This is a genomic window from Lactobacillus sp. PV012 (assembly GCF_014522325.1).
Classification (GTDB): Bacteria; Bacillota; Bacilli; order Lactobacillales; family Lactobacillaceae; genus Lactobacillus.
In genome coordinates this window covers 1257473-1279290 of the sequence record NZ_CP041983.1, presented here as the reverse complement: position 1 = coordinate 1279290, position 21818 = coordinate 1257473, and the positions used below count along the sequence as shown (strand labels likewise).

At 38.7% G+C, this 21818-nt stretch carries 5 protein-coding genes; all 5 read left to right on the top strand.

The window, feature by feature from the left end; translation table 11 throughout:
- The first annotated feature begins 18 nt into the window (after positions 1 to 18).
- The 5 genes from FP433_RS06240 to FP433_RS06225 all read left to right on the top strand — a co-directional run bounded on the left by FP433_RS06240 (position 19) and on the right by FP433_RS06225 (position 21816).
- Positions 19 to 5619, top strand: coding sequence for a mucin-binding protein (locus FP433_RS06240; RefSeq protein ID WP_265484030.1), 5601 nt, complete (start codon positions 19 to 21; stop codon positions 5617 to 5619).
- Between the two features lie 425 nt (positions 5620 to 6044).
- Positions 6045 to 10397, top strand: coding sequence for a Rib/alpha-like domain-containing protein (locus FP433_RS06235; RefSeq protein WP_265486606.1), 4353 nt, complete (start codon positions 6045 to 6047; stop codon positions 10395 to 10397).
- 386 nt (positions 10398 to 10783) lie between these two features.
- Complete coding sequence (locus FP433_RS06230; protein WP_265486605.1) at positions 10784 to 17857, top strand: Rib/alpha-like domain-containing protein; 7074 nt, start codon at positions 10784 to 10786, stop codon at positions 17855 to 17857.
- A complete protein-coding gene (locus tag FP433_RS07540) occupies positions 17841 to 18128 on the top strand; it encodes a mucin-binding protein (RefSeq protein WP_416202984.1) in 288 nt (95 codons plus the stop codon). Before FP433_RS06230 ends, FP433_RS07540 begins: the two co-directional genes overlap by 17 nt.
- The gene (locus FP433_RS06225; RefSeq protein WP_265486604.1) at positions 18019 to 21816 is read left to right on the top strand and encodes a Rib/alpha-like domain-containing protein; all 3798 of its coding nucleotides are present in this window, start codon (positions 18019 to 18021) and stop codon (positions 21814 to 21816) included. Before FP433_RS07540 ends, FP433_RS06225 begins: the two co-directional genes overlap by 110 nt.
- Positions 21817 to 21818: the final 2 nt, after the last annotated feature.

Here is a 21818-nt window from a genome sequence, read left to right as displayed (position 1 = left end):
AAAGTAAGGAGATTAAGAATGCTATCAAAAAATAATTACAAGGAAAGATTACGAAAGATGGAACAAAAGAAAGAGCGTTTCTCCATTCGTAAGTTTTCAGTTGGAGCTGCTTCAGTGCTAATTGGCTTCTTCTTCATGGGAGTGGGATCACAAACTACTGTTCATGCTGATACCGTAACTCCACAAGTTGAAACTGCTAAGTCAAATGAAAATACTGCAAAAGCAGAAGCTGAAACTACTGATGAAGCAAAAGCACCAGCTTCTCAAGCAGTTGAAGCTACTTCAAGTGCAGCAAGTGATGTTGCAAGTAGTCAAGCATCAAGTTCAGCAAGTAGTGCTGCACCAGCAAGTGAAACTTCAGTAAAGAATTCAGAAGCTAAGAAAGAAACTACAAATACTGTTTCAGTAAAAGACTTAGAAAGTAATAGTGCTGCAGCTAAAGAATTAACTGCAAGTAAAGCTGTTACTAGTTCAGCTGCAACCAGTTCTGCAGCTACACATGCAAATGGAACTGGTGGATACACAGAATATGGAATTACTGTACCTTCAGTTACTGAGCCAGAAGCAAGTGAATTCTGGAAAGAATTTAATCAATTAGTTCAACCAATGTCAAAGGAAGATTTGGCAAAGTTGGGCTTAGATGAGAATACTTATTATGAATCTGCAACTAATAAAACTAAATGGCATGCTGTTAGTTGGTTAAGCTCACAGAATTCAGAAGGAAATAATGTTGAATTAGGAACATTTTTATACCACAATCCAGATGGTTCAATTGGTATGGCTGGTCAGGAAGGAACCTGGATAAGCGATATTGTAAGGGAATTTCTGTTAAATAGTGATAATATTGGTCCTTCAGCTACGCAACCTTTATTCTTAGTTCCAATTGTAGATGCTGATATGATTTATGTCCATCAGGGCAGTACATTAACTTATGAAGATATCAAGAAAGCACTTGCTTCTAAGAGTGAAAACCTTACCGGTTTGGTTTCAGGTGATTGGGTAACTGATCAACAAGCACAAGGTGTAAAAGTAGTTGATACATCTGTCTTAGGTACCCAAACTGGGGCTGCGCGTTTAGAGTATAAGAACGGTACCCAAACTTCAGTTTCTATTCCTGTAACTGTAATTGGGCCTGAAGGTAAAGAGGTTGTAAACGTAGATCAAGGTGACCCAGCGCCAAGTGCAGCCAGTGTAATTACTAATGACCAACAAGTTCAAACATACTTCCCAGGAACTACTTACTCATGGAAAGAAGTTCCTAAGACTGATGTTCCAGGAACATTTGATGCAACTGTTGTAGCTAATTGGCCTGATGGACAAAAGACAGATGTAAATACCAAAATCGTTGTTAAACAAATGTACCAAGTTGTCGATGATAATAAGACTGTAACTCGTACAATTGTTGACAATGTTCCTAAGCAAACCCCTGTTACCGTAGTACAAAAAGTTAACTTAACTCGTAAAGTTACTGAAGATATGAGTGGTAAGCAACTTTCAGCTACTGATTGGGAACCAGTTGGTTCTAATAGCTGGGACGAATATACCCCTCAAGCAGTTGAAGGTTATACTCCAAATCCTGCTAAGGTAGCCAGTGAAGTTGTAACTGGTGATACTGAAGATACTAAGGTAGTTATTAACTATACTGCTAATACATTAACTCAAGATATTAACTATGTAGATCGTACAACCAATAATACAATCAGTAAGCAAACTGTAACTGGTAAAGCTGATAGCGATGTAGCCTTTACTGCTGAAATTCCAGCTGGTTGGGTAGCAGATCAAGAAGTTCCTACAACTATTAGTTTCGGTACTTCAGATCCAACTCCAATGACTATTTACATTAAGCATGGAACTGAAGCAATAACAGATCCAGCTGATACTACTAAGAAAGTAACTAGAACAGTTAACTATCTTGATCCAGTAACTAATGTTGTTCGTCCATTAGCTACTCAAGAAGCAACTTTAACTAGAACTGGTGAAAAAGACTTAGTCACTGGAGAAGTAACTTACAGTGATTGGTCAACTAGCAGCTTTGATGAGGTTAACGCACCAGCAGTTGCAGGATATACAGTAACAAATCCAAAGGCTGCTCCTGCTGTAGAAGTAACTGGTAATACTCAAAATTCAGTTGTAACTTTCACTTATACTGCAAATGAGCAAACTCAAGTAGTTAAGTTTGTCGATAACGATAATCACAATAATGTAGTTAGTCAATATGATGTAGATGGTAAGACTGGTGAAACTGTTGGCTTAAATATTGAAAGCCATGTACCAACCAATTGGGTAATTGCTAATCCAGAAACAATTCCAACTAATGTAACCTTCGGTCCTAATGGTAATGAACCAATTACTGTTTATGTAAAACATGGTACTGAAGCAATAACAGATCCAGCTGACACTACTAAGGTTATTACTAGAACAATTAATTACCTTTTACCAAATGACAAAAATCCAGAAGATTTGACTGTTCAAAAAGTAACTTTAACTAGAACTGGTGAAAAGGACTTAGTCACTGGAAAAGTAATTTATAGTGATTGGTCAACTGGTAGCTTTGATCAAGTTAACGCACCAAGCCTTCAAGGTTACTACATTACAAGTTCAGCTGTAGCACCAGCAATGACCGTAACTAGTGATACACCAGATTCAACTGTGACATTTGTATATGCTGCTTCATGGCATAACCAAGTAATTAGCTACGTAAACAAAAAGACTAACGAGCTTGTTTCAACTGATGTTGTTACTGGTAGAACAGGTTCAACAGTTCAATTTACACCACAAGTTCCAGCTGGTTGGGAATTAAGTGGTGGTCAAAGTATTCCAAGTAGTATTACCTTTGGCACAACTGATCCAAAGACAATTACTGTTTACATTCAACACCAAACTAAGGCTATTGATTTTGGTACTACTAAGAATGTAACTCGTACTATTTATACTCAAATTGCTGGTCAATCACCAATGCTAGCTAGCGTTCAAAGTGTAAGTTTGACTAGAACAGCAACTCAAGATTTAGTAACTGGCGAAATTACTTATGGTGATTGGAATACTGCTAACTTTGATAAAGTAGCTGCTCCAGTAATTGCAGGTTACACTGTAACTAACCCAGATGCAGCACCAGCAATGACTGTAACTGGTACTACTCCAAATTCAACTGTTATTTTCAACTATAATTCAAATGAACAAGATCAAAAGATTGAATTTGTAAATAACGCAGATCACAATGATATTGTAGATAGTTATGATGTAACTGGTAAGACTGGTGAAACTGTAAATGCAGATGTCCAAAGTCATGTACCAACAAACTGGGTAATTACTCCAAACCAAACTATTCCTGCTACTGTAACTTTTGGTACTAGTGGAAATGCTCCAATTGTAGTTTATGTACAACATGGTACTAAGGAAATTACTAACGATCAAACTTCAAAGACTATTACTAGAACTATTAACTTAGTAAATCCAACTAACGGGGCGACTGAAAATGTTGCAACCCAAAGTGTAACTTTGACTAGACCAGCCACTCAAGATTTAGTAACTGGTGAAATTACTTATGGCGATTGGACTTCATCAAACTTTGGTGCTGTTAATGCTCCAGAAATTGCGGGCTATTACCCAGTTGGTACTCAAAGTGCTCCAGCAATGACTGTAACAGCTGATACTCAAAACTCAACAGTAACCTTTACTTACGCAGCAGCATGGCATAACCAAGCAATTAATTTTGTAGATAATACTACTAAGAATACTATTGATGGTTATGAAGTAACTGGTAAGACTGGTGAAACTGTGAATGCCAACGTTGAAAGCCATGTACCAACAAACTGGGTAATTACTCCAAACCAAGCTGTTCCTACTACTATAACTTTTGGTACAACAAACCCAGCTCCAATTACAGTTTATGTACAACATGGTACTAAGGAAATTACCAACGACCAAACTTCAAAGACTGTTACTAGAACTGTAAATGTCGCTAACCCTACAACTGGTAAGACTGAACAATATACTGTTCAAACTGCCAACTTAAGTAGAACAGCAACTCAAGACTTAGTAACTGGTGAAATTACTTATGGTAACTGGAACTCAACTAGTTTCAAGGCTGTAGCTGCTCCTTCAATTGCAGGCTACACTGTAACCAATCCAAATGCAGCACCAGCAATGACTGTAACTGGCACTACTCCAAATTCAACAGTAACCTTTACTTATACTGCAGATTCACATAGTCAAGTCATTAACTTTGTAGATAATACTAATAAGACCACAGTTGTTGGTAGTTACGATGTAACTGGTAAGACTGGTGAAACTGTAAGTACTGGTGTTGAAAGCCATGTACCAACAAACTGGGTAATTGTTCCAGGAAGTGAGATAACAACTCAAGTAACATTTGGTTCAACTAACCCAGCTCCAATCACAGTTTATGTACAACACGGTACTAAGGAAATTACTAACGCTCAAACTTCAAAGACTGTTACTAGAACTGTAAATATTGCTAACCCTACAACTGGTAAGACTGAACAATATACTGTTCAAACTGCTCACTTGAGTAGAACAGCAACTGAGGACTTAGTAACTGGTGAAATTACTTACGGTGACTGGAATACTACTAACTTTGATAAAGTAGCTGCTCCAGAAATTGCAGGCTACACTGTAACTAACCCAGATGCAGCCCCAGCAATGACTGTAACTGGTACTACTGCAAGTTCAACAGTAACTTTCACTTATACTGCAGATGCTCAACATGCAACAATTGAATATGTAAATGCTGATGATCAAAGCCAAGTTGTCAAGACTGATACTGTTAACGGTAAGACGGGAGAAACTGTATCTTATAAGGCACAAGCTCCAGAAGGCTGGGTAATTGTTGGAAATCAACAGGTACCAACTCAATTTACTTTTGGTTCTACTCAAATGCCTGTAACTAAGATTTTGGTAAAACAATTGCAAAGCTACAAGTATTCAGTTTCAACTGATACCACCTTTACTACTCACGTGGGTGCAACTACTGATACTCCATCATTAAATCCAGCAAATGCAAACTTTAACTGGACTGATAAGAATGGTAATCCAATTGCTGCTCCAACTGGTTACAAGGTAAGCTGGAAACAAGCTCCTTCAACTTCATCTATTACTGAAGAAAGTGGTATTTTACAAATTACTTATAGTGATGGTACTACCACAGATGTTAAGGTTCCTGTAACTGTTAAGGGTGCTACTGCTATTAACGGTAATAAGGTTTACCAAGGTGAAGCTGCTCCTGAAGCTAGATTAGCTGTTAATACTAGAGAAATTTCTGACTTTAGACTTGATTCAATTACTTGGGAACAAGCACCTGATACAAGTGTTGCAGGTGCCGAAATCCCAGGTGTTGTAAGTGTAAACTATGCTGATGGAACTCACCAATTAGTAAATGTAACCATTGATGTAATTGGTGTAGAAAAGGGTATTGACCACAAAGACGATAAAATCTTATACAAAGTAATTCGAGTAGCAACTCAGGTTTCTGGAACTGGTAGTCAAGGTGATGTAAACTATGAAGATGCTTATACTAGAAACAAATTAACCGATTATGCCTATCCAGTGGGTAATCCTAAACGTGTAACTTACACTAAATGGACAAAAGTGACTAATTAAAGGTTAACTTCTAAGAAGACAAGCAAAATTACTTGTCTTCTTTTTAGTAGAAAGTATAAAAATAGGTATATATTTATAAAAAGTATTTTATGTAATGAGGTTAAATTTAAGTTGAAAGTATTATTTTAATTGAGTAAAAAATACCTATTTTTTATTTTTTTAATAACAAATACGTTGTGAATTTAATTAGCTAAAGATACTATAGAAAATTAAGAATTTCAACAACAAAAGTTACTAATAGTTAAAATATAGCTTAAAAATTTGTTATTTAATAATATGACAATTTAATTAAAATAGCTTCATCTAAAATGGGCATTTGTTATTTAATTTTAAGATTTTTTATTGACAAAATATAGGCAATTAACTATAATTATTTCATGTGATTAAGGAATTAAATAACAAAAATATAAAGAGGAGAAGAGTAGATGTTATCAAAAAATAATTACAAGGAAAGATTACGAAAGATGGAACAAAAGAAAGAACGTTTCTCCATTCGTAAGTTTTCAGTTGGAGCTGCTTCAGTGTTAATTGGCTTCTTCTTCATGGGAGTGGGATCACAAACTACTGTTCATGCTGATACCGTAACTCCACAAGTTGAAACTGCTAAGTCAAATGAAAATACTGCAAAAGCAGAAGCTGAAACTACTGATGAAGCAAAAGCACCAGCTTCTCAAGCAGTTGAAGCTACTTCAAGTGCAGCAAGTGATGTTGCAAGTAGTCAAGCATCAAGTTCAGCAAGTAGTGCTGCACCAGCAAGTGAAACTTCAGTAAAGAATTCAGAAGCTAAGAAAGAAACTACAAATACTGTTTCAGTAAAAGACTTAGAAAGTAATAGTGCTGCAGCTAAAGAATTAACTGTAAGTAAAGCTGTTACTAGTTCAGCTGCAACCAGTTCTGCAGCTACACATGCAAATGGAACTGGTGGATACACAGAATATGGAATTACTGTACCTTCAGTTACTGAGCCAGAAGCAAGTGAATTCTGGAAAGAATTTAATCAATTAGCTCAACCAATGTCAAAGGAAGATTTGGCAAAGTTGGGCTTAGATGAGAATACTTATTATGAATCTGCAACTAATAAAACTAAATGGCATGCTGTTAGTTGGTTAAGCTCACAGAATTCAGAAGGAAATAATGTTGAATTAGGAACATTTTTATACCACAATCCAGATGGTTCAATTGGTATGGCTGGTCAGAAAGAAAGCTGGATAGGCAAGATTGTAGAGGAATTTCTGTTAAATAGTGATAATATTGGTAATTTACCAGTTAAGCAACATTTATTCTTAGTCCCAATTATTTCAGGAACTTCAACTATTTATATAAATAAAGGTACTGCATTAACATATGAAGATATAAAACGCGCATTAGCTTCAAATTCTGAAAATATTACTGGATTAGTTTCAGGAAATTGGGTAACTGATGAACAAGGGGCTGGAGTAAAAGTAGTAGATATAAATACGCCAGGACTCCAAGAAGGTGCTGTTCGTTTAACCTATGTAAATGGTACTAAGACTTCTGCATCAATTAATGTTGATGTCGTAGATTTGCAAGGAGACACTACCTACGTTAATGTAGATAGTCCAGTTCCAGAAGCTGATTCAGTTATTAGCGGTCAACCAGCAAATTCTACGAATATCAAGTGGCTTACTAAGCCAGATTTGAGTAAAGCTGGAGTAACTACAGGAACTGTTCAAGTTACTTATCCAGACAGTACTACTGGTAGTGCTACAGTAATCTTTAATGTTGAAGATCCAAAGAGTAAAGATATTACGGTTCATGTGGGTCAAGATATAACTCCAGATGATGTGGTAGTTCCAGGAACTTATCCTGCAGCTTCTAAAATTACTTGGGTAACTGAGCCAAATACTGATATTGCTGGAAAACAAAATGTTAGTGTTGTAGTAACTTATCCAAATAATGTTTCTTCTCATGAAATTCCAGCAGTAGTTACTGTAATTGCTCCAACAGGAAAAGACATTACTACACCAAATGGTAAAGTTCCATCAGCAGAACAAGGAATTGGTAATGTACCAGATATGCCAGCAGGAACTACATACACTTGGAAAGAAACCCCAGAAGTTAAGACTCCAGGTAAGAAACCAGCTGTTGTTGTGGTAACTTTCCCAGATAGTAAGACAGTAGATGTTCCAGTAACTGTAACAGTAGAAGATCCAATTCCAACAGGAAAAGACATTACTACACCAAATGGCAAAGTTCCATCAGCAGAACAAGGAATTGGTAATGTGCCAGATATGCCAGCAGGAACTAAATACAATTGGAAAGAAACCCCAGAAGTTAAGACTCCAGGTAACAAGCCAGCTGTTGTTGTAGTAACCTTCCCAGATGGAAAGACAGTAGATGTTCCAGTAACTGTAACAGTAGAAGATCCAATTCCAACAGGAAAAGACATTACTACACCAAATGGCAAAGTTCCATCAGCAGAACAAGGAATTGGTAATGTGCCAGATATGCCAGCAGGAACTAAATACAATTGGAAAGAAACCCCAGAAGTTAAGACTCCAGGTAATAAGCCAGCTGTAGTTGTAGTAACTTTCCCAGATGGAAAGACAGTAGATGTTCCAGTAACTGTAACAGTAGAAGATCCAATTCCACAAGGTCAAGATATTCACACTCCACAAGGTGTAGTACCAGACCCATCTAAGGGAATTAGTAATGTGCCAGACATGCCAGCAGGAACTAAATACACTTGGAAAGATACTCCAGATGTAACTACTCCAGGTAACAAGCCAGGTGTTGTTGTAGTAACCTTCCCAGATGGTAAGACAGTGGATGTACCAGTCACAGTAGTTGTTAATACTCCAGAAACTCCAGTAGTTCCACAACCTACTGAAACTGATCCAACTCCACAAGGTCAAGATATTCACACTCCACAAGGTGTAGTACCAGACCCATCTAAGGGAATCAGCAATGTGCCAGACATGCCAGCAGGTACTAAATACACTTGGAAAGATACTCCAGATGTAACTACTCCAGGTAACAAGCCAGGTGTTGTTGTAGTAACCTTCCCAGACGGTAAGACAGTTGATGTACCAGTAACTGTAATTGTTGATACTCCAAACACTCCAGAAACTCCAGTAGCTCCAAAAGCTACAGAACCAAAACCACAAGGTCAAGATATTCACACTCCACAAGGTGTAGTACCAGATCCATCTAAGGGAATCAGCAATATACCAGACATGCCAGCAGGTACTAAGTACACTTGGAAAGATACTCCAGATGTAACTACTCCAGGTAATAAGCCAGCAGTTGTTGTAGTAACTTTCCCAGATAGTAAGACAGTAGATGTTCCAGTAACTGTAACAGTAGAAGATCCAATTCCAACAGGAAAAGACATTACTACACCAAATGGCAAAGTTCCATCAGCAGAACAAGGAATTGGTAATGTGCCAGATATGCCAGCAGGAACTAAATACAATTGGAAAGAAACCCCAGAAGTTAAGACTCCAGGTAACAAGCCAGCTGTTGTTGTAGTAACCTTCCCAGATGGAAAGACAGTAGATGTTCCAGTAACTGTAACAGTAGAAGATCCAATTCCAACAGGAAAAGACATTACTACACCAAATGGCAAAGTTCCATCAGCAGAACAAGGAATTGGTAATGTGCCAGATATGCCAGCAGGAACTAAATACAATTGGAAAGAAACCCCAGAAGTTAAGACTCCAGGTAATAAGCCAGCTGTAGTTGTAGTAACTTTCCCAGATGGAAAGACAGTAGATGTTCCAGTAACTGTAACAGTAGAAGATCCAATTCCACAAGGTCAAGATATTCACACTCCACAAGGTGTAGTACCAGACCCATCTAAGGGAATTAGTAATGTGCCAGACATGCCAGCAGGAACTAAATACACTTGGAAAGATACTCCAGATGTAACTACTCCAGGTAACAAGCCAGGTGTTGTTGTAGTAACCTTCCCAGATGGTAAGACAGTGGATGTACCAGTCACAGTAGTTGTTAATACTCCAGAAACTCCAGTAGTTCCACAACCTACTGAAACTGATCCAACTCCACAAGGTCAAGATATTCACACTCCACAAGGTGTAGTACCAGACCCATCTAAGGGAATCAGCAATGTGCCAGACATGCCAGCAGGTACTAAATACACTTGGAAAGATACTCCAGATGTAACTACTCCAGGTAACAAGCCAGGTGTTGTTGTAGTAACCTTCCCAGACGGTAAGACAGTTGATGTACCAGTAACTGTAATTGTTGATACTCCAAACACTCCAGAAACTCCAGTAGCTCCAAAAGCTACAGAACCAAAACCACAAGGTCAAGATATTCACACTCCACAAGGTGTAGTACCAGATCCATCTAAGGGAATCAGCAATATACCAGACATGCCAGCAGGTACTAAGTACACTTGGAAAGATACTCCAGATGTAACTACTCCAGGTAATAAGCCAGCAGTTGTTGTAGTAACTTTCCCAGATGGTAAGACTGTAGAAGTTCCAGTAACTGTAGTTGTTGAACCAAAAGAAGAAGTTGCTCCAGTTCATCCAGCTGATGTACCTACTTCTAATGGTGGTTCAAGTTCTGTAAGACCAATTAGTGAAAACACTAAGGAAGTTGTTGCTCCTGTAAAGAGTACCCAAATTCCAACAAGATCTTCAAAGAAGACTACAAATTACATTAATGCTCATTCAAAGGCATTACCACAAACAGGTGCTAAGGAAAGCACTGCAGCTATGTTAGGTGTAATTATTGCTACTATTGGTGCAATGATGGGACTAGCTGCAGAAAAGAAACGTAGAAATTAATTCCTTTCTTCATATAATTCTTACACTCTCACTTAATTTCTAGTTTCTTGAAAGAGTCTGCTTAAAAGCAGGCTCTTTTTATTTCTTTAAAATAACAAAATCGTAAAAATATTTAAACTTAAAAATTTTTATTTTTTTAGCTACTAATTTTATAAAGTTAAATCCTAATAATAGTAATAATTTATAGGGTGAATTTTTAATAACAAAAATATAAGTGATAAAAAAGGTTAAATAAAATAAAAAAAATAGTATAATATACTATGTAAATGTAGAGAATTGTTATAAATAATATTACCCACTGACACTACGTTAAGGGATAAGGACAATTCATTGGTAATGTTGTTATAGGAAAGTCCTGTGGACCTTTTCTATAAAGGAGGATTTAAATGCTATCAAAAAAGAATTACCAAGAGAAACTACGTAAAATGGAACAAAAGAAAGAACGTTTCTCAATTCGTAAGTTTTCTGTTGGAGCTGCTTCAGTTTTAATTGGATTCTTTTTCATGGGTGCTGGTACTCAATCTGTAGTGCATGCAGATGTTGCTACAAAAGTACAAGCTGAAAACGTGTCTAGTTCTAATGACCAAGAAACTAAGCCAGCAACCAGTGAAGCTGCAATTCAATCAAGTAATAAAGAAAATGAATCACTAGCTTCTAGTTCAGCTACTTCACAAGCAAGCAGTGCTGCTTCAGATGCAGAATCAATCTCTGCCTCATCAGCTGCTTCTCAAGAAGCTACTAGCGAAAAAAGCACTCACTCTCAAGCAAGTGAGAGTGTAAAGAGTAGTGCAGATAAGAAAGAGACTGTACAAAGTAGTTCAGCTGCTAAAGAAGATAAGCAAAAGTTGACATCAGTAGCTTCTGCAGAATCTACAACACCAGCTAGCTCATCAGTTGCTGTTAATACTAGTGCAGCTTCTATTAGTTCAGCAGCAAGTTCTGCAAATAATGCAAATAAGGAAGAAAAAGCAGCAAGTAGTGCAGCTAATTTACAAGTTCAACCTATTGCAAATTCTGATGTAAATTCAGTTCAACCAGTTACTTCTCAAGCACTTAATAACTTGAAGACTGCTAACATGGCTAATGAACTTAAATCATTAGTGGCTCAAGGTGCAGCTGTCGGTAAAAACGACAAGGGTACTTATGCAATGTTAGATGCTACTCAAGCTACTGATCCAACTGTAAATAGTCAAGATGTTTCTGACTGGGCTAGTTTTATTGGCGCATTAAATGATGCTAATGTTGGTGTGATTAACGTTACTAAGGACATTACTGTAACTGGTAAAACTGCTAACTTAGGTGGACAAGCTTTAGGTTACAATGGTTGTTTAACTTTACCTACTACTAATAATGCTCGTAAAGTTACTATTACCAGTGCCGATAACAGCACAATTGACTTTGGTCACTACAGCTTAATGTTCCAAAACAGTAACCAAAAGAATGGTAACGGTTGGGATATTACTCTTGATAACCTTACTCTTAAAGGTGTTGAAAAAGATGGTAGTGGTGAAACTGCTTCTGCTGCGCCAACTCTCTACGGTCTCCTTTCATTTGAAGACGTTAGTGGTGCTAATCAAAAGAAGGATACAGTTACTTTACATGATGTAACTGCTACTACTACCAATCGTCCAATCGTTGAAGGTGCTTCTAAAGATAATCACTCAAATGAATACTACACTTTAAAATTAAGTGGTAATAACAACATTACTGCATCGTTCAATGACCATACAGCTGGTGATACGCTTGGAGTAAGTGGTTCAGCTTTAGATGCTGGTTATGTAAGTGTTGAAGATGGCACTACCACTATTAATGTAGGTTCTACATGGGACGCCATGAATAACTATGGTGCTGATGCTATCCGTAGTTCACAATTTGATGTTAGTGATAACGACGGCAATGTTACTAAATACAGTGTTGATGTTAAGCAAGGTGCTACTGTAAATATTACTGGCACTGGCTATGCTAAAGGTATTTTTGAAGCTGATGGTCAACACGGTTCAGTTAACATTGATGGTACTGTAAACATGAACATGGGTACCGGTCGCTCATTAGCTATTTTTGGTGGTAACTTAAATATCGGTAAGACTGGTTCTGTTGACATTACTACCCAACAAGCTTCTGATGGTGGGAAAGACCTTAACAGTTTTAAAGGTGGCCAATATGGTGTTATTTCAATTGGTCAAGGTAACCCAGCAACTACTGGTAATGCCGCAGCCATGAACGCCATTAATGATAATGGTTCACTTAAGATTGTTCGTACTTCTACTAAGAAAACTTTAACTCCACTTATTGCTTTGGGTTCAGGTTCATCATTACATGATGGTGACTTCAGAGTTAATGTTAATAATGGTGCAAAGCTTGACTTACAAGATGGTGCTAACCAATACGATTTAGGGATGATTTATGTATCAGGTGCTGGTACTAAGTCCTCATTCAACGTTACTAACCCAGGTTACGTTAACTTACAAAGATTAAACAATCCACTTCCATCAGTTGGTGGTCAATTAGTTTACCTTGAAGGTAACCCACAAGAATTTATTACTAATGCGCCAATTGCTGAATGGCAAGCTGGTAATATGACTAATAGCCCAAGTTTCACTTGGATGGTTGATAAGTTAGATACCATGAACAACTGGGGAACTAATGCTGGTACTGGATTTACCCCTGCAGGTAAGACTACAACTCAAAGTGGAAAAGGTGTGCCAACACTTTTAACTTCAAATGCTACTGTTGTAATGAGTTCTAACCAAGGTGGTGGCCAATATAACGGTGCCCAAGTTGCTAATAGTTCTACCAACCAAGGTACAGTTATTAACAACAATGTTCACTTGAATTCATTATTGAACAACTTTAGTTACGCAACCCCTCAACGTTTAGCAATGGGTACTGAGTTAGTAGCTAAGGATTCTCCAATCAAGTCAAAAGATAGTGATTTGTATGATCCAGAAGTTCAAACTATCGACGGTACTACTGACCAAACTTTAGCTGACTTAAATGCACGCGATGGTATTAAGGGTCTTTTGAAGGCTGATTTAGTTGAAAAGGGTGGTATTACTACTTTATCTGGTACACCAATTTCTGATGCTGAAGCAAATGATTTGATTGGTAGCGTTGATTGGTACAATGCAAGTACTGATGCTGCTGACTGGAATGCCAATATGCTTGATAATAATGGTGCAGCTGAAGCTCAACCAACTAACCCAACTGGTAAGTTAAAGACCACTGATAAATCAGCATGGGCTAAGTTAACTTACAAAGACGGTTCAGTTGACTTTGTTGATATTCCATTGAATATTACTAAACCTCAAGCTGATCAATACGAACCTGCATACCCAGCTGTAGCAGGCTTAAATGATAAGGATCAAACTACTACACCAACATTTAAGGATGCTGACGGTAACGCAACTACTGCTCCCGCAGATACTACTTATGCCTTTACAAATCCTGATAATGTACCAACTGGTGTAACTATTGATAGTTCTACTGGTACAATTACTGTTCCAGCAGGTACTACTCCAGGTGCTTATACTATTCCAGTTACTGTAACTTACCCTGATAAGAGTACTGATGATACTAACGCAAGTGTAACTGTAGATGCTATGCCAGAAGTACAACCAATTGCTGTAAGTGATGGTAAGGTTCCAGATGCTTCAACTGGTATTAAGAACTACGATGCAACAGGTAAAGCAGGTTACCCTTCAAAAGTTGAATGGACTACTACTCCAACTATTGATCCATCAAACCCAGGTACTACTCCTTATGAAGCAAGTGTAACTTACCCAGATGGCACTACCACTACTACTAAGATTCCTGTAACTGTAGTTGGTGCCAAAGAAGACGGCGACCATACTACTGTTTACGGTCCAATGAGTATGACTACTTTCAATGGTGATCCCGCTAATACTCACAAGACCACTGATGGTTCTGCCACTGTAACTCCAAGTAAATTTAATTCAATTGTTGTTCAAAGCGACTACAACTATGATACTGGTGTTTACGGTAAGTCTAAGACCTACAACTTGAGTAGTGATGGTACAACTTATGTCAACGCAGATGATCCAAGTGATACTTTTGCAGCTGACACTATTAGCTATGCATGGCTTCCAGACTACACTCCTAACACTAATGTTGACCAATTCAAGAATGCTGATGGTCAAGTAGTTGTTGGCGATACTTTAGCTAACGATCCAATTGAAAAAAATACTACTGGTTACTTGGTAGGTAATTCAAGATATCGTGCAAATAGTACTCTTAGTGGGGATGCCTTAACTAAGTTATTGATTCCTGCTTCAGTTGCTACTACTTGGCACAACCAATTCATTAACTTCTATGCAGCAACTCCAGTTACTGGTTTAACTGCTATTCACAATGAAGATGCTTCAATTCCTGCTGCAACTAGTGCAGTTGATGAATCACAATTAACTGCAGCTCATAATGCTGCTGTTTCATCAACCGAATGGCAAACTAAGCCTGATATCTCTAAGGTTGGCGATACTACCGGTACTGTAAGAATTAACTTTACTGATGGTACTCACCTTGATGTTGATGTACCAATTAAGGTAACCGACAACGATGCTGATACTTATGTACCTTCATACCCAGATACGGCGGGCTTAAATGATAAGCCACAAACTATCACTCCAGTAGTTAAGGACGACAAGGGTAACACTGCAAGTGTTCCAACTGGTACTACTTATACCTTTACTAACCCTGATGAAGTTCCAACTGGTGTAACTATTGATTCAACCACTGGTACTATTACTGTTCCAGCAGGTACCACTCCAGGTGCTTACAACATTCCGGTTACAGTAACTTACCCAGATGGCAACACTGATACTCCAACTGCTAGTGTAACTGTTGATGCTGTTCCAGAGGTACAACCAATTACTGTAAGTGATGGTAAGGTTCCAGATGCTACAACTGGTATCAAGAACTACGATCCAACTGGTAAAGCAGGCTACCCTTCAAAGGTTGAATGGACTACTACTCCAGTAATCGATCCAACTAAGCCAGGTACTACTGATTACACTGTTAGAGTAACCTACCCAGATGGCAACACTACTACTGCTACTGTGCCAGTAACTGTAACTAATGATGCACAAATTTATACACCAAAGGGACAAGACTTTACTGTATACCAAACTGCAGTGCCAGGTGCTGCTGAAGGTATTGCAAATGCAAGCGAGCTACCAGATGGTACTACTTACACTTGGAAGACAGCACCAGATACTATTAATCCAGCAGGCTTGGAAGGTACTGAAAACTACGGAAAATCAACAGTAGTTCCAGCAGTAGTAACAGTAAATTATCCAGATGGCAGCAGTACTGATGTTCCAATTAATGTGACTGTAAAGTCAAACAAGTTAACAGTTCAAAGACATCTTGTATACACAATTCCATCGGGACCAAATAAGGGACAAAAAGTAGATACTGTTCCACTTTCTCAAGCAACAAGTATTACTTTGGCACCAGGTATATATGAGTACAATGCAGCCGGCATACCAGAGCCAATTTTCAACTCAAATTCAACTTGGGGTACTGGCACAATTATTAATATGCCAGCACCATACTTTAAGGGATATACTGCCAATCCACAAATGGTGCCAACGCTAAATATTGGTGGTGAAAATATAACTGCAGAGGTTCCTACTGAGGTTTACCAAGAAATAACTTATACTGCAAATACTCAGACTGGTAAGATTTCTTATGTGGATAGCACGGGTACAGAAATTGGTTCAACACCACTTACTGGTAAGACTGATGAACCTGTAGCTATTAATCCTGTGGCACCAGAGAACTGGAAGATTGTTCCAGGACAAGATATTCCAACTTCAGTAACTGCTACTGATAGTGGTATCCCAACTGTTACTGTGAAGATTGAACATGCTACTAAGGATGTAACTGATGATCCAAGTCAAGCAGACAAGGTAGTTAAGACCGTTACAAGAACTATTGATGTAAATGTAGCTGGCAAGACTAGTGAATACACTACTCAATCAGTAACTCTTCACAGAACTGCAACCGAAGACTTAGTAACTAAGCAAGTAACTTACGGTGACTGGAACACTGAAGGAGCTAAGTTCGATGCCGTAACAGCTCCAGCAGAAGCAGGTTACACAGTTCAAAACCCAGACGCAGCTCCAGAAGTAGCAGTAACTGGTGATACAGGTGACTCAACTGTAACCTTTAACTATGATGCAAATAGTCACAACCAAGTAATTAACTACGTTGGCCCAGATGGTACAGTTGTTAAGACCTACGATGTAACAGGTAAGACTGGTGAAACTGTTGATACTAACATCCAAACTAACTTACCAGATGGTTGGGTAATCACTGATCCAAAGGTAACTACACAAGTAACCTTCGGTGCAGATGATCCAACTCCAATTACTGTAAACATCAAGCACGGTACTAAGGATGTAACTGACGATCCAAGTCAAGCAGACAAGGTAAAGAAGACAGTTACTAGAACAATTGATCTTAATATTGCTGGCAAGACTTCAACTTACACTACCCAATCAGTAACTCTCCACAGAACTGCAACTGAAGACTTAGTAACTAAGGAAGTAAGTTACGGTAACTGGAATACTGAAGGAGCTAAGTTTGACGCAGTAACAGCTCCAGCAGAAGCAGGTTACACTGTTCAAAACCCAAATGCCGCACCAGAAGTAGCTGTAACCGGTGATACAGTAGATTCAACAGTAACCTTCAACTACGATGCAAATAGTCATACTCAAGTAATCAACTACGTGGGTCCAGATGGCACAGTTGTTAAGACATACGATGTAGTCGGTAAGACAGGTGAAACTGTAGATACGAACATCCAAAGTAATGTTCCAGATGGTTGGGTAATCACAGATCCAAAGGTAACAAGTCAAATTACCTTCGGAACAGATGATCCAACTCCAATTACTGTAAACATCAAGCATGGTACTAAGGATGTAACTGATGATCCAAGTCAAGCAGACAAGGTAGTTAAGACCGTTACAAGAACTATTGATGTAAATGTAGCTGGCAAGACTAGTGAATACACTACTCAAACTGTAACTCTTCACAGAACTGCAACTGAAGACTTAGTAACTAAGGAAGTAACTTATGGTCCATGGAACACTGAAGGAGCTAAGTTTGAAGCTGTAACTGCTCCAGCAGAAGCAGGTTACACTGTTCAAAACCCAGACGCAGCACCAGAAGTAGCAGTAACTGGTGAAACAGCAGACTCAACAGTAACCTTCAACTACGATGCAAATAGTCATACTCAAGTAATTAACTACGTAGGTCCAGATGGCACAGTTGTTAAGACCTACGATGTAGCCGGTAAGACTGGTGAAACTGTAGATACTAACATCCAAAGTAATATTCCAGAAGGTTGGGTAATCACTGATCCTAAGGTAACAAGTCAAATTACCTTCGGAACAGATGATCCAGCTCCAATTACTGTGAAACATCAAGCATGGTACTAAGGATGTAACTGACGATCCAAGTCAAGCAGATAAGGTAAGCAAGACAGTTACTAGAACTATTGATGTTGATGTTGCAGGTAAGACTAGTGAATACACTACTCAATCAGTAACTCTTCACAGAACTGCAACCGAAGACTTAGTAACTAAGGAAGTAACTTACGGTGACTGGAACACTGAAGGTGCTAAGTTTCGACGCAGTAACAGCCCCAGCAGAAGCAGGTTACACAGTATCAAACCCAGATGCCGCACCAGAAGTAGCCGTAACCGGTGATACAGCAGATTCAACAGTAACCTTTATCTATGGTGCAGATACCCACAGCCAAGTAATCAACTACGTTGATAAGAGTGGTAAGATTATTAAGACCTATGATGTAACAGGAACCACTGGAGCAACAGTAGATACCAACATCCAAACTAATGTACCAGAAGGTTGGGTAATTACTGATAAGACAGTTCCAGGTCAAATCACATTTGGATCAAACACTCCAGCCCCAATCAATGTAACTATTGAACATGGAACTAAGGATGTAACTGATGATCCAGATCAAGCAGACAAGGTAAACAAGACTGTTACTAGAACAATTGATGTTGATGTTGCAGGTAAGACTAGTGAATACACCACTCAATCAGTAACTCTCCACAGAACAGCTACAGAAGATTTAGTAACTAAGGAAGTAACTTACGGCCCATGGAATACAGAAGGTGCTAAGTTCGACGCTGTAACTGCCCCAGCAGAAGCAGGTTACACAGTTCAAAACCCAGACGCAGCTCCAGAAGTAGCAGTAACAGGTGATACAGCAGACTCAACTGTAACCTTTAACTACGATGCAAACAGTCAAACTAGAAAGATTAACTTCGTTGATCCAGATGGTAAGACCGTTTCAACTCAAACCTTAACTGGTAAGACAGGAACCAGCGTAACTATTGGTAATGGTGAAGGTCAAACTCCGTTGAACATTCCAACAGGCTACGAAATTGTTCCAAATACTGAAGTACCAACCAAGGTTCCATTTAATGCAGATAGTAAGGATAATCCAGATATCACTGTTAAGGTTCAAGCTAAGGTTGATACTGTAGATGGACGTAACGACAAGAGTAATAGCGATGTTTACCGTCAAGTAACTAGAACTATTACCGTAAACATTGAAGGTCAAGAACCTCAAGTTAGAACTCAAACTCTTGACTTCTACAGAATCAAGTCAACTAATGAAGCAACAGGTAAGACAACTTACACTGACTGGACTTCAAACATGACTGATGGGTCAACTAGCTTTGCACCAGTAGAAATTCCAAGTGCAGCAGGTTACACTAGAACAATTACTGGCGGCACAATCACTACCAAGGATGGTAAGGATTATGTAGCCTCAGTAAGTGGTTTGAGTGATGGTACACCAGTAAACAACATCAACGTAACTGTAAACTACGTTTACTCAGATCAAACAGCTACAATTAAGTTTGTAAACAATGCTGATCACAACGACGTTGTAAGTACCCAAGTAGTTGGTGGTAAGACTGGTCAAACAGTCCCAGTAAAACTTGAAGTACCAGCAAACTGGCAAGTAGTGGGCGGACAAGAAATCCCAAGTGAATTCACATTTGGATCAGAGCCAATTAAGGACACTATTATTTACGTTGAACATAAGACTGAAGACGTAACTAATGATCCAAATGAAAAGGATAATGTAAATAAGACTATTACTAGAACTGTTGATGTTGATGTTGCAGGTAAGACTAGTGAATACACTAAGCAAACAGTTACTCTTCAAAGAACCGCAACTAAGGACTTAGTAACTAATAAGGTAACTTACGGTGCATGGGAAACTTCTAAGTTTGATGCTGTAACTGCTCCAGCAGAACCAGGTTACACAGTAACTAACCCAGATGCTGCTCCAGCAATGGATATAACTAGTGATACTAAGAGTTCAACTGTAACCTTCATTTACAAGGCTAATGAACATTCAGTAACTATTACTTATGTTGATAATAACGGTAAGAAGGTTGATAGTTACACTGAAACTGGTACTACTGGTGAAACAGTAGACCCAGCAATTCGAGCTCACGTACCAAATGGTTACCATATTACTGATAGCTCTGTTCCAGGTTCAATTACATTTGGTTCAAATGATCCTGCACCAATTACTGTTCACGTTGAAAAGAACGTAAACCCAACAGATGCAGACAAATACACCCCAGAACCAAAGGACATCAAGACGCAAGTAGGTAAGGAACCAACTCCAGAACAAGGAATTGGCAACATTCCAAACTTGCCAAGTGGTACAACTTACACTTGGACCAATGGTGCTCCAGATGTAACAACCCCAGGAACTAAGAGTGTAGAAATCACAGTTCACTACCCAGATGGTACAACTGACACTGTAACTACTAAGGTAATTGTTGAAGAACCAACTAAGAACCCAAGTGATGCAGACAAGTACACTCCAGAACCAAAGGACATCAAGACACAGGTAGGTAAGGAACCAAGTCCAGAACAAGGAATTGGCAATATTCCAAGCTTACCAAGTGGTACTACATTTACTTGGACCAACGGCGCTCCAGATGTAACCACTCCAGGAACTAAGAGTACTGAAATCACAGTTCACTACCCAGACGGTACAACTGATACTGTAACTACTAAGGTTGTAGTTGAAGAACCAACTAAGAACCCAACAGATGCAGATAAGTACACTCCAGAACCAAAGGATATCAAGACACAAGTTGGTGTAACTCCAAATCCAGAAGATGGAATTGGTAACGTACCAAACTTACCAGCTGGCACAACATACACTTGGACTAATGGTAATCCAGATGTTTCAACACCGGGAACTAAGAGCGTAACTATTACAGTACGTTACCCAGATGGTTCAACTGACACTGTAACTACAAAGGTAACAGTGGAAGAACCAGCTAAGAACCCAACTGATGCAGACAAGTACACACCAGAACCAAAGGATATCACTACTCAAGTAGGCGTAGTACCAAGTGCAGAAGAAGGAATCGGTAATATTCCAAACTTACCAACTGGCACAACATACACTTGGACCAATGGTAATCCAGATGTTTCAACACCAGGAACAAAGAGTGTAGAAATTACTGTTCACTACCCAGATGGTTCAACTGACACTGTAACTACAAAGGTAACCGTAGAAGAACCAACTAAGAATCCAACTGATGCAGACAAGTACACACCAGAACCAAAGGATATTACTACTCAGGTAGGCGTAGTACCAAGTGCAGAAGAAGGAATCGGTAATATTCCAAACTTACCAACTGGCACAACATACACTTGGACCAATGGTAATCCAGATGTTTCAACACCAGGAACAAAGAGTGTCGAAATTACTGTTCACTATCCAGATGGTTCAACTGACACTGTAACTACTAAGATAACAGTAGAAGAACCAGCTTCAACTCCAAAGGAAAATCCAACAGATAATCCAAAGAATAATCCAGCGGATACTCCAAAGGAAACAGTTCATACTAAGACTCCACAAGGTACAATTCCAAATCCAACACAAGTAATCAAAGATAAGGTAAAGGTTCCTGAAGGAGCTAAAGTTACTTGGAAAGAAAAACCAGATGTCTCAACCCCAGGTACTCATCATGGTGTAATTCAAGTAATTTACCCAGATGGTACAACAAAAGATGTCGATGTAGATATCCTAGTTGCTCCAAAGGCTAATGCAACTAATGAACCAACTAACTCAACTCATAAGCATGCTACTAAGAAGAGCGAAAGCAATGTGGGACCTAAGGGAGAATATAGAAATGGATTTACTTCAAGAGCTATAGCTCCAAAGGCCAATATTACAACTGCTAAGAAGTCCATGAGTAGCAAGCAAGGAAGATTGCCACAAACTGGTTCAAAAGATAGTAGTTTAGCTGCCGTACTTGGCATTGCACTTGCCGGTATCGGATCACTCTTTGGCTTAGCTGGTAGCAAAAAGAAGCGTAAAAATTAAGC

Excerpts from the sequence above, each read along its gene's own strand:
- FP433_RS06235 (WP_265486606.1), top strand. The coding sequence starts at position 6,045 with ATGTTATCAAAAAATAATTACAAGGAAAGATTACGAAAGATGGAACAA.
- FP433_RS06240 (WP_265484030.1), top strand. The coding sequence starts at position 19 with ATGCTATCAAAAAATAATTACAAGGAAAGATTACGAAAGATGGAACAA.
- FP433_RS06230 (WP_265486605.1), top strand. The coding sequence starts at position 10,784 with ATGCTATCAAAAAAGAATTACCAAGAGAAACTACGTAAAATGGAACAA.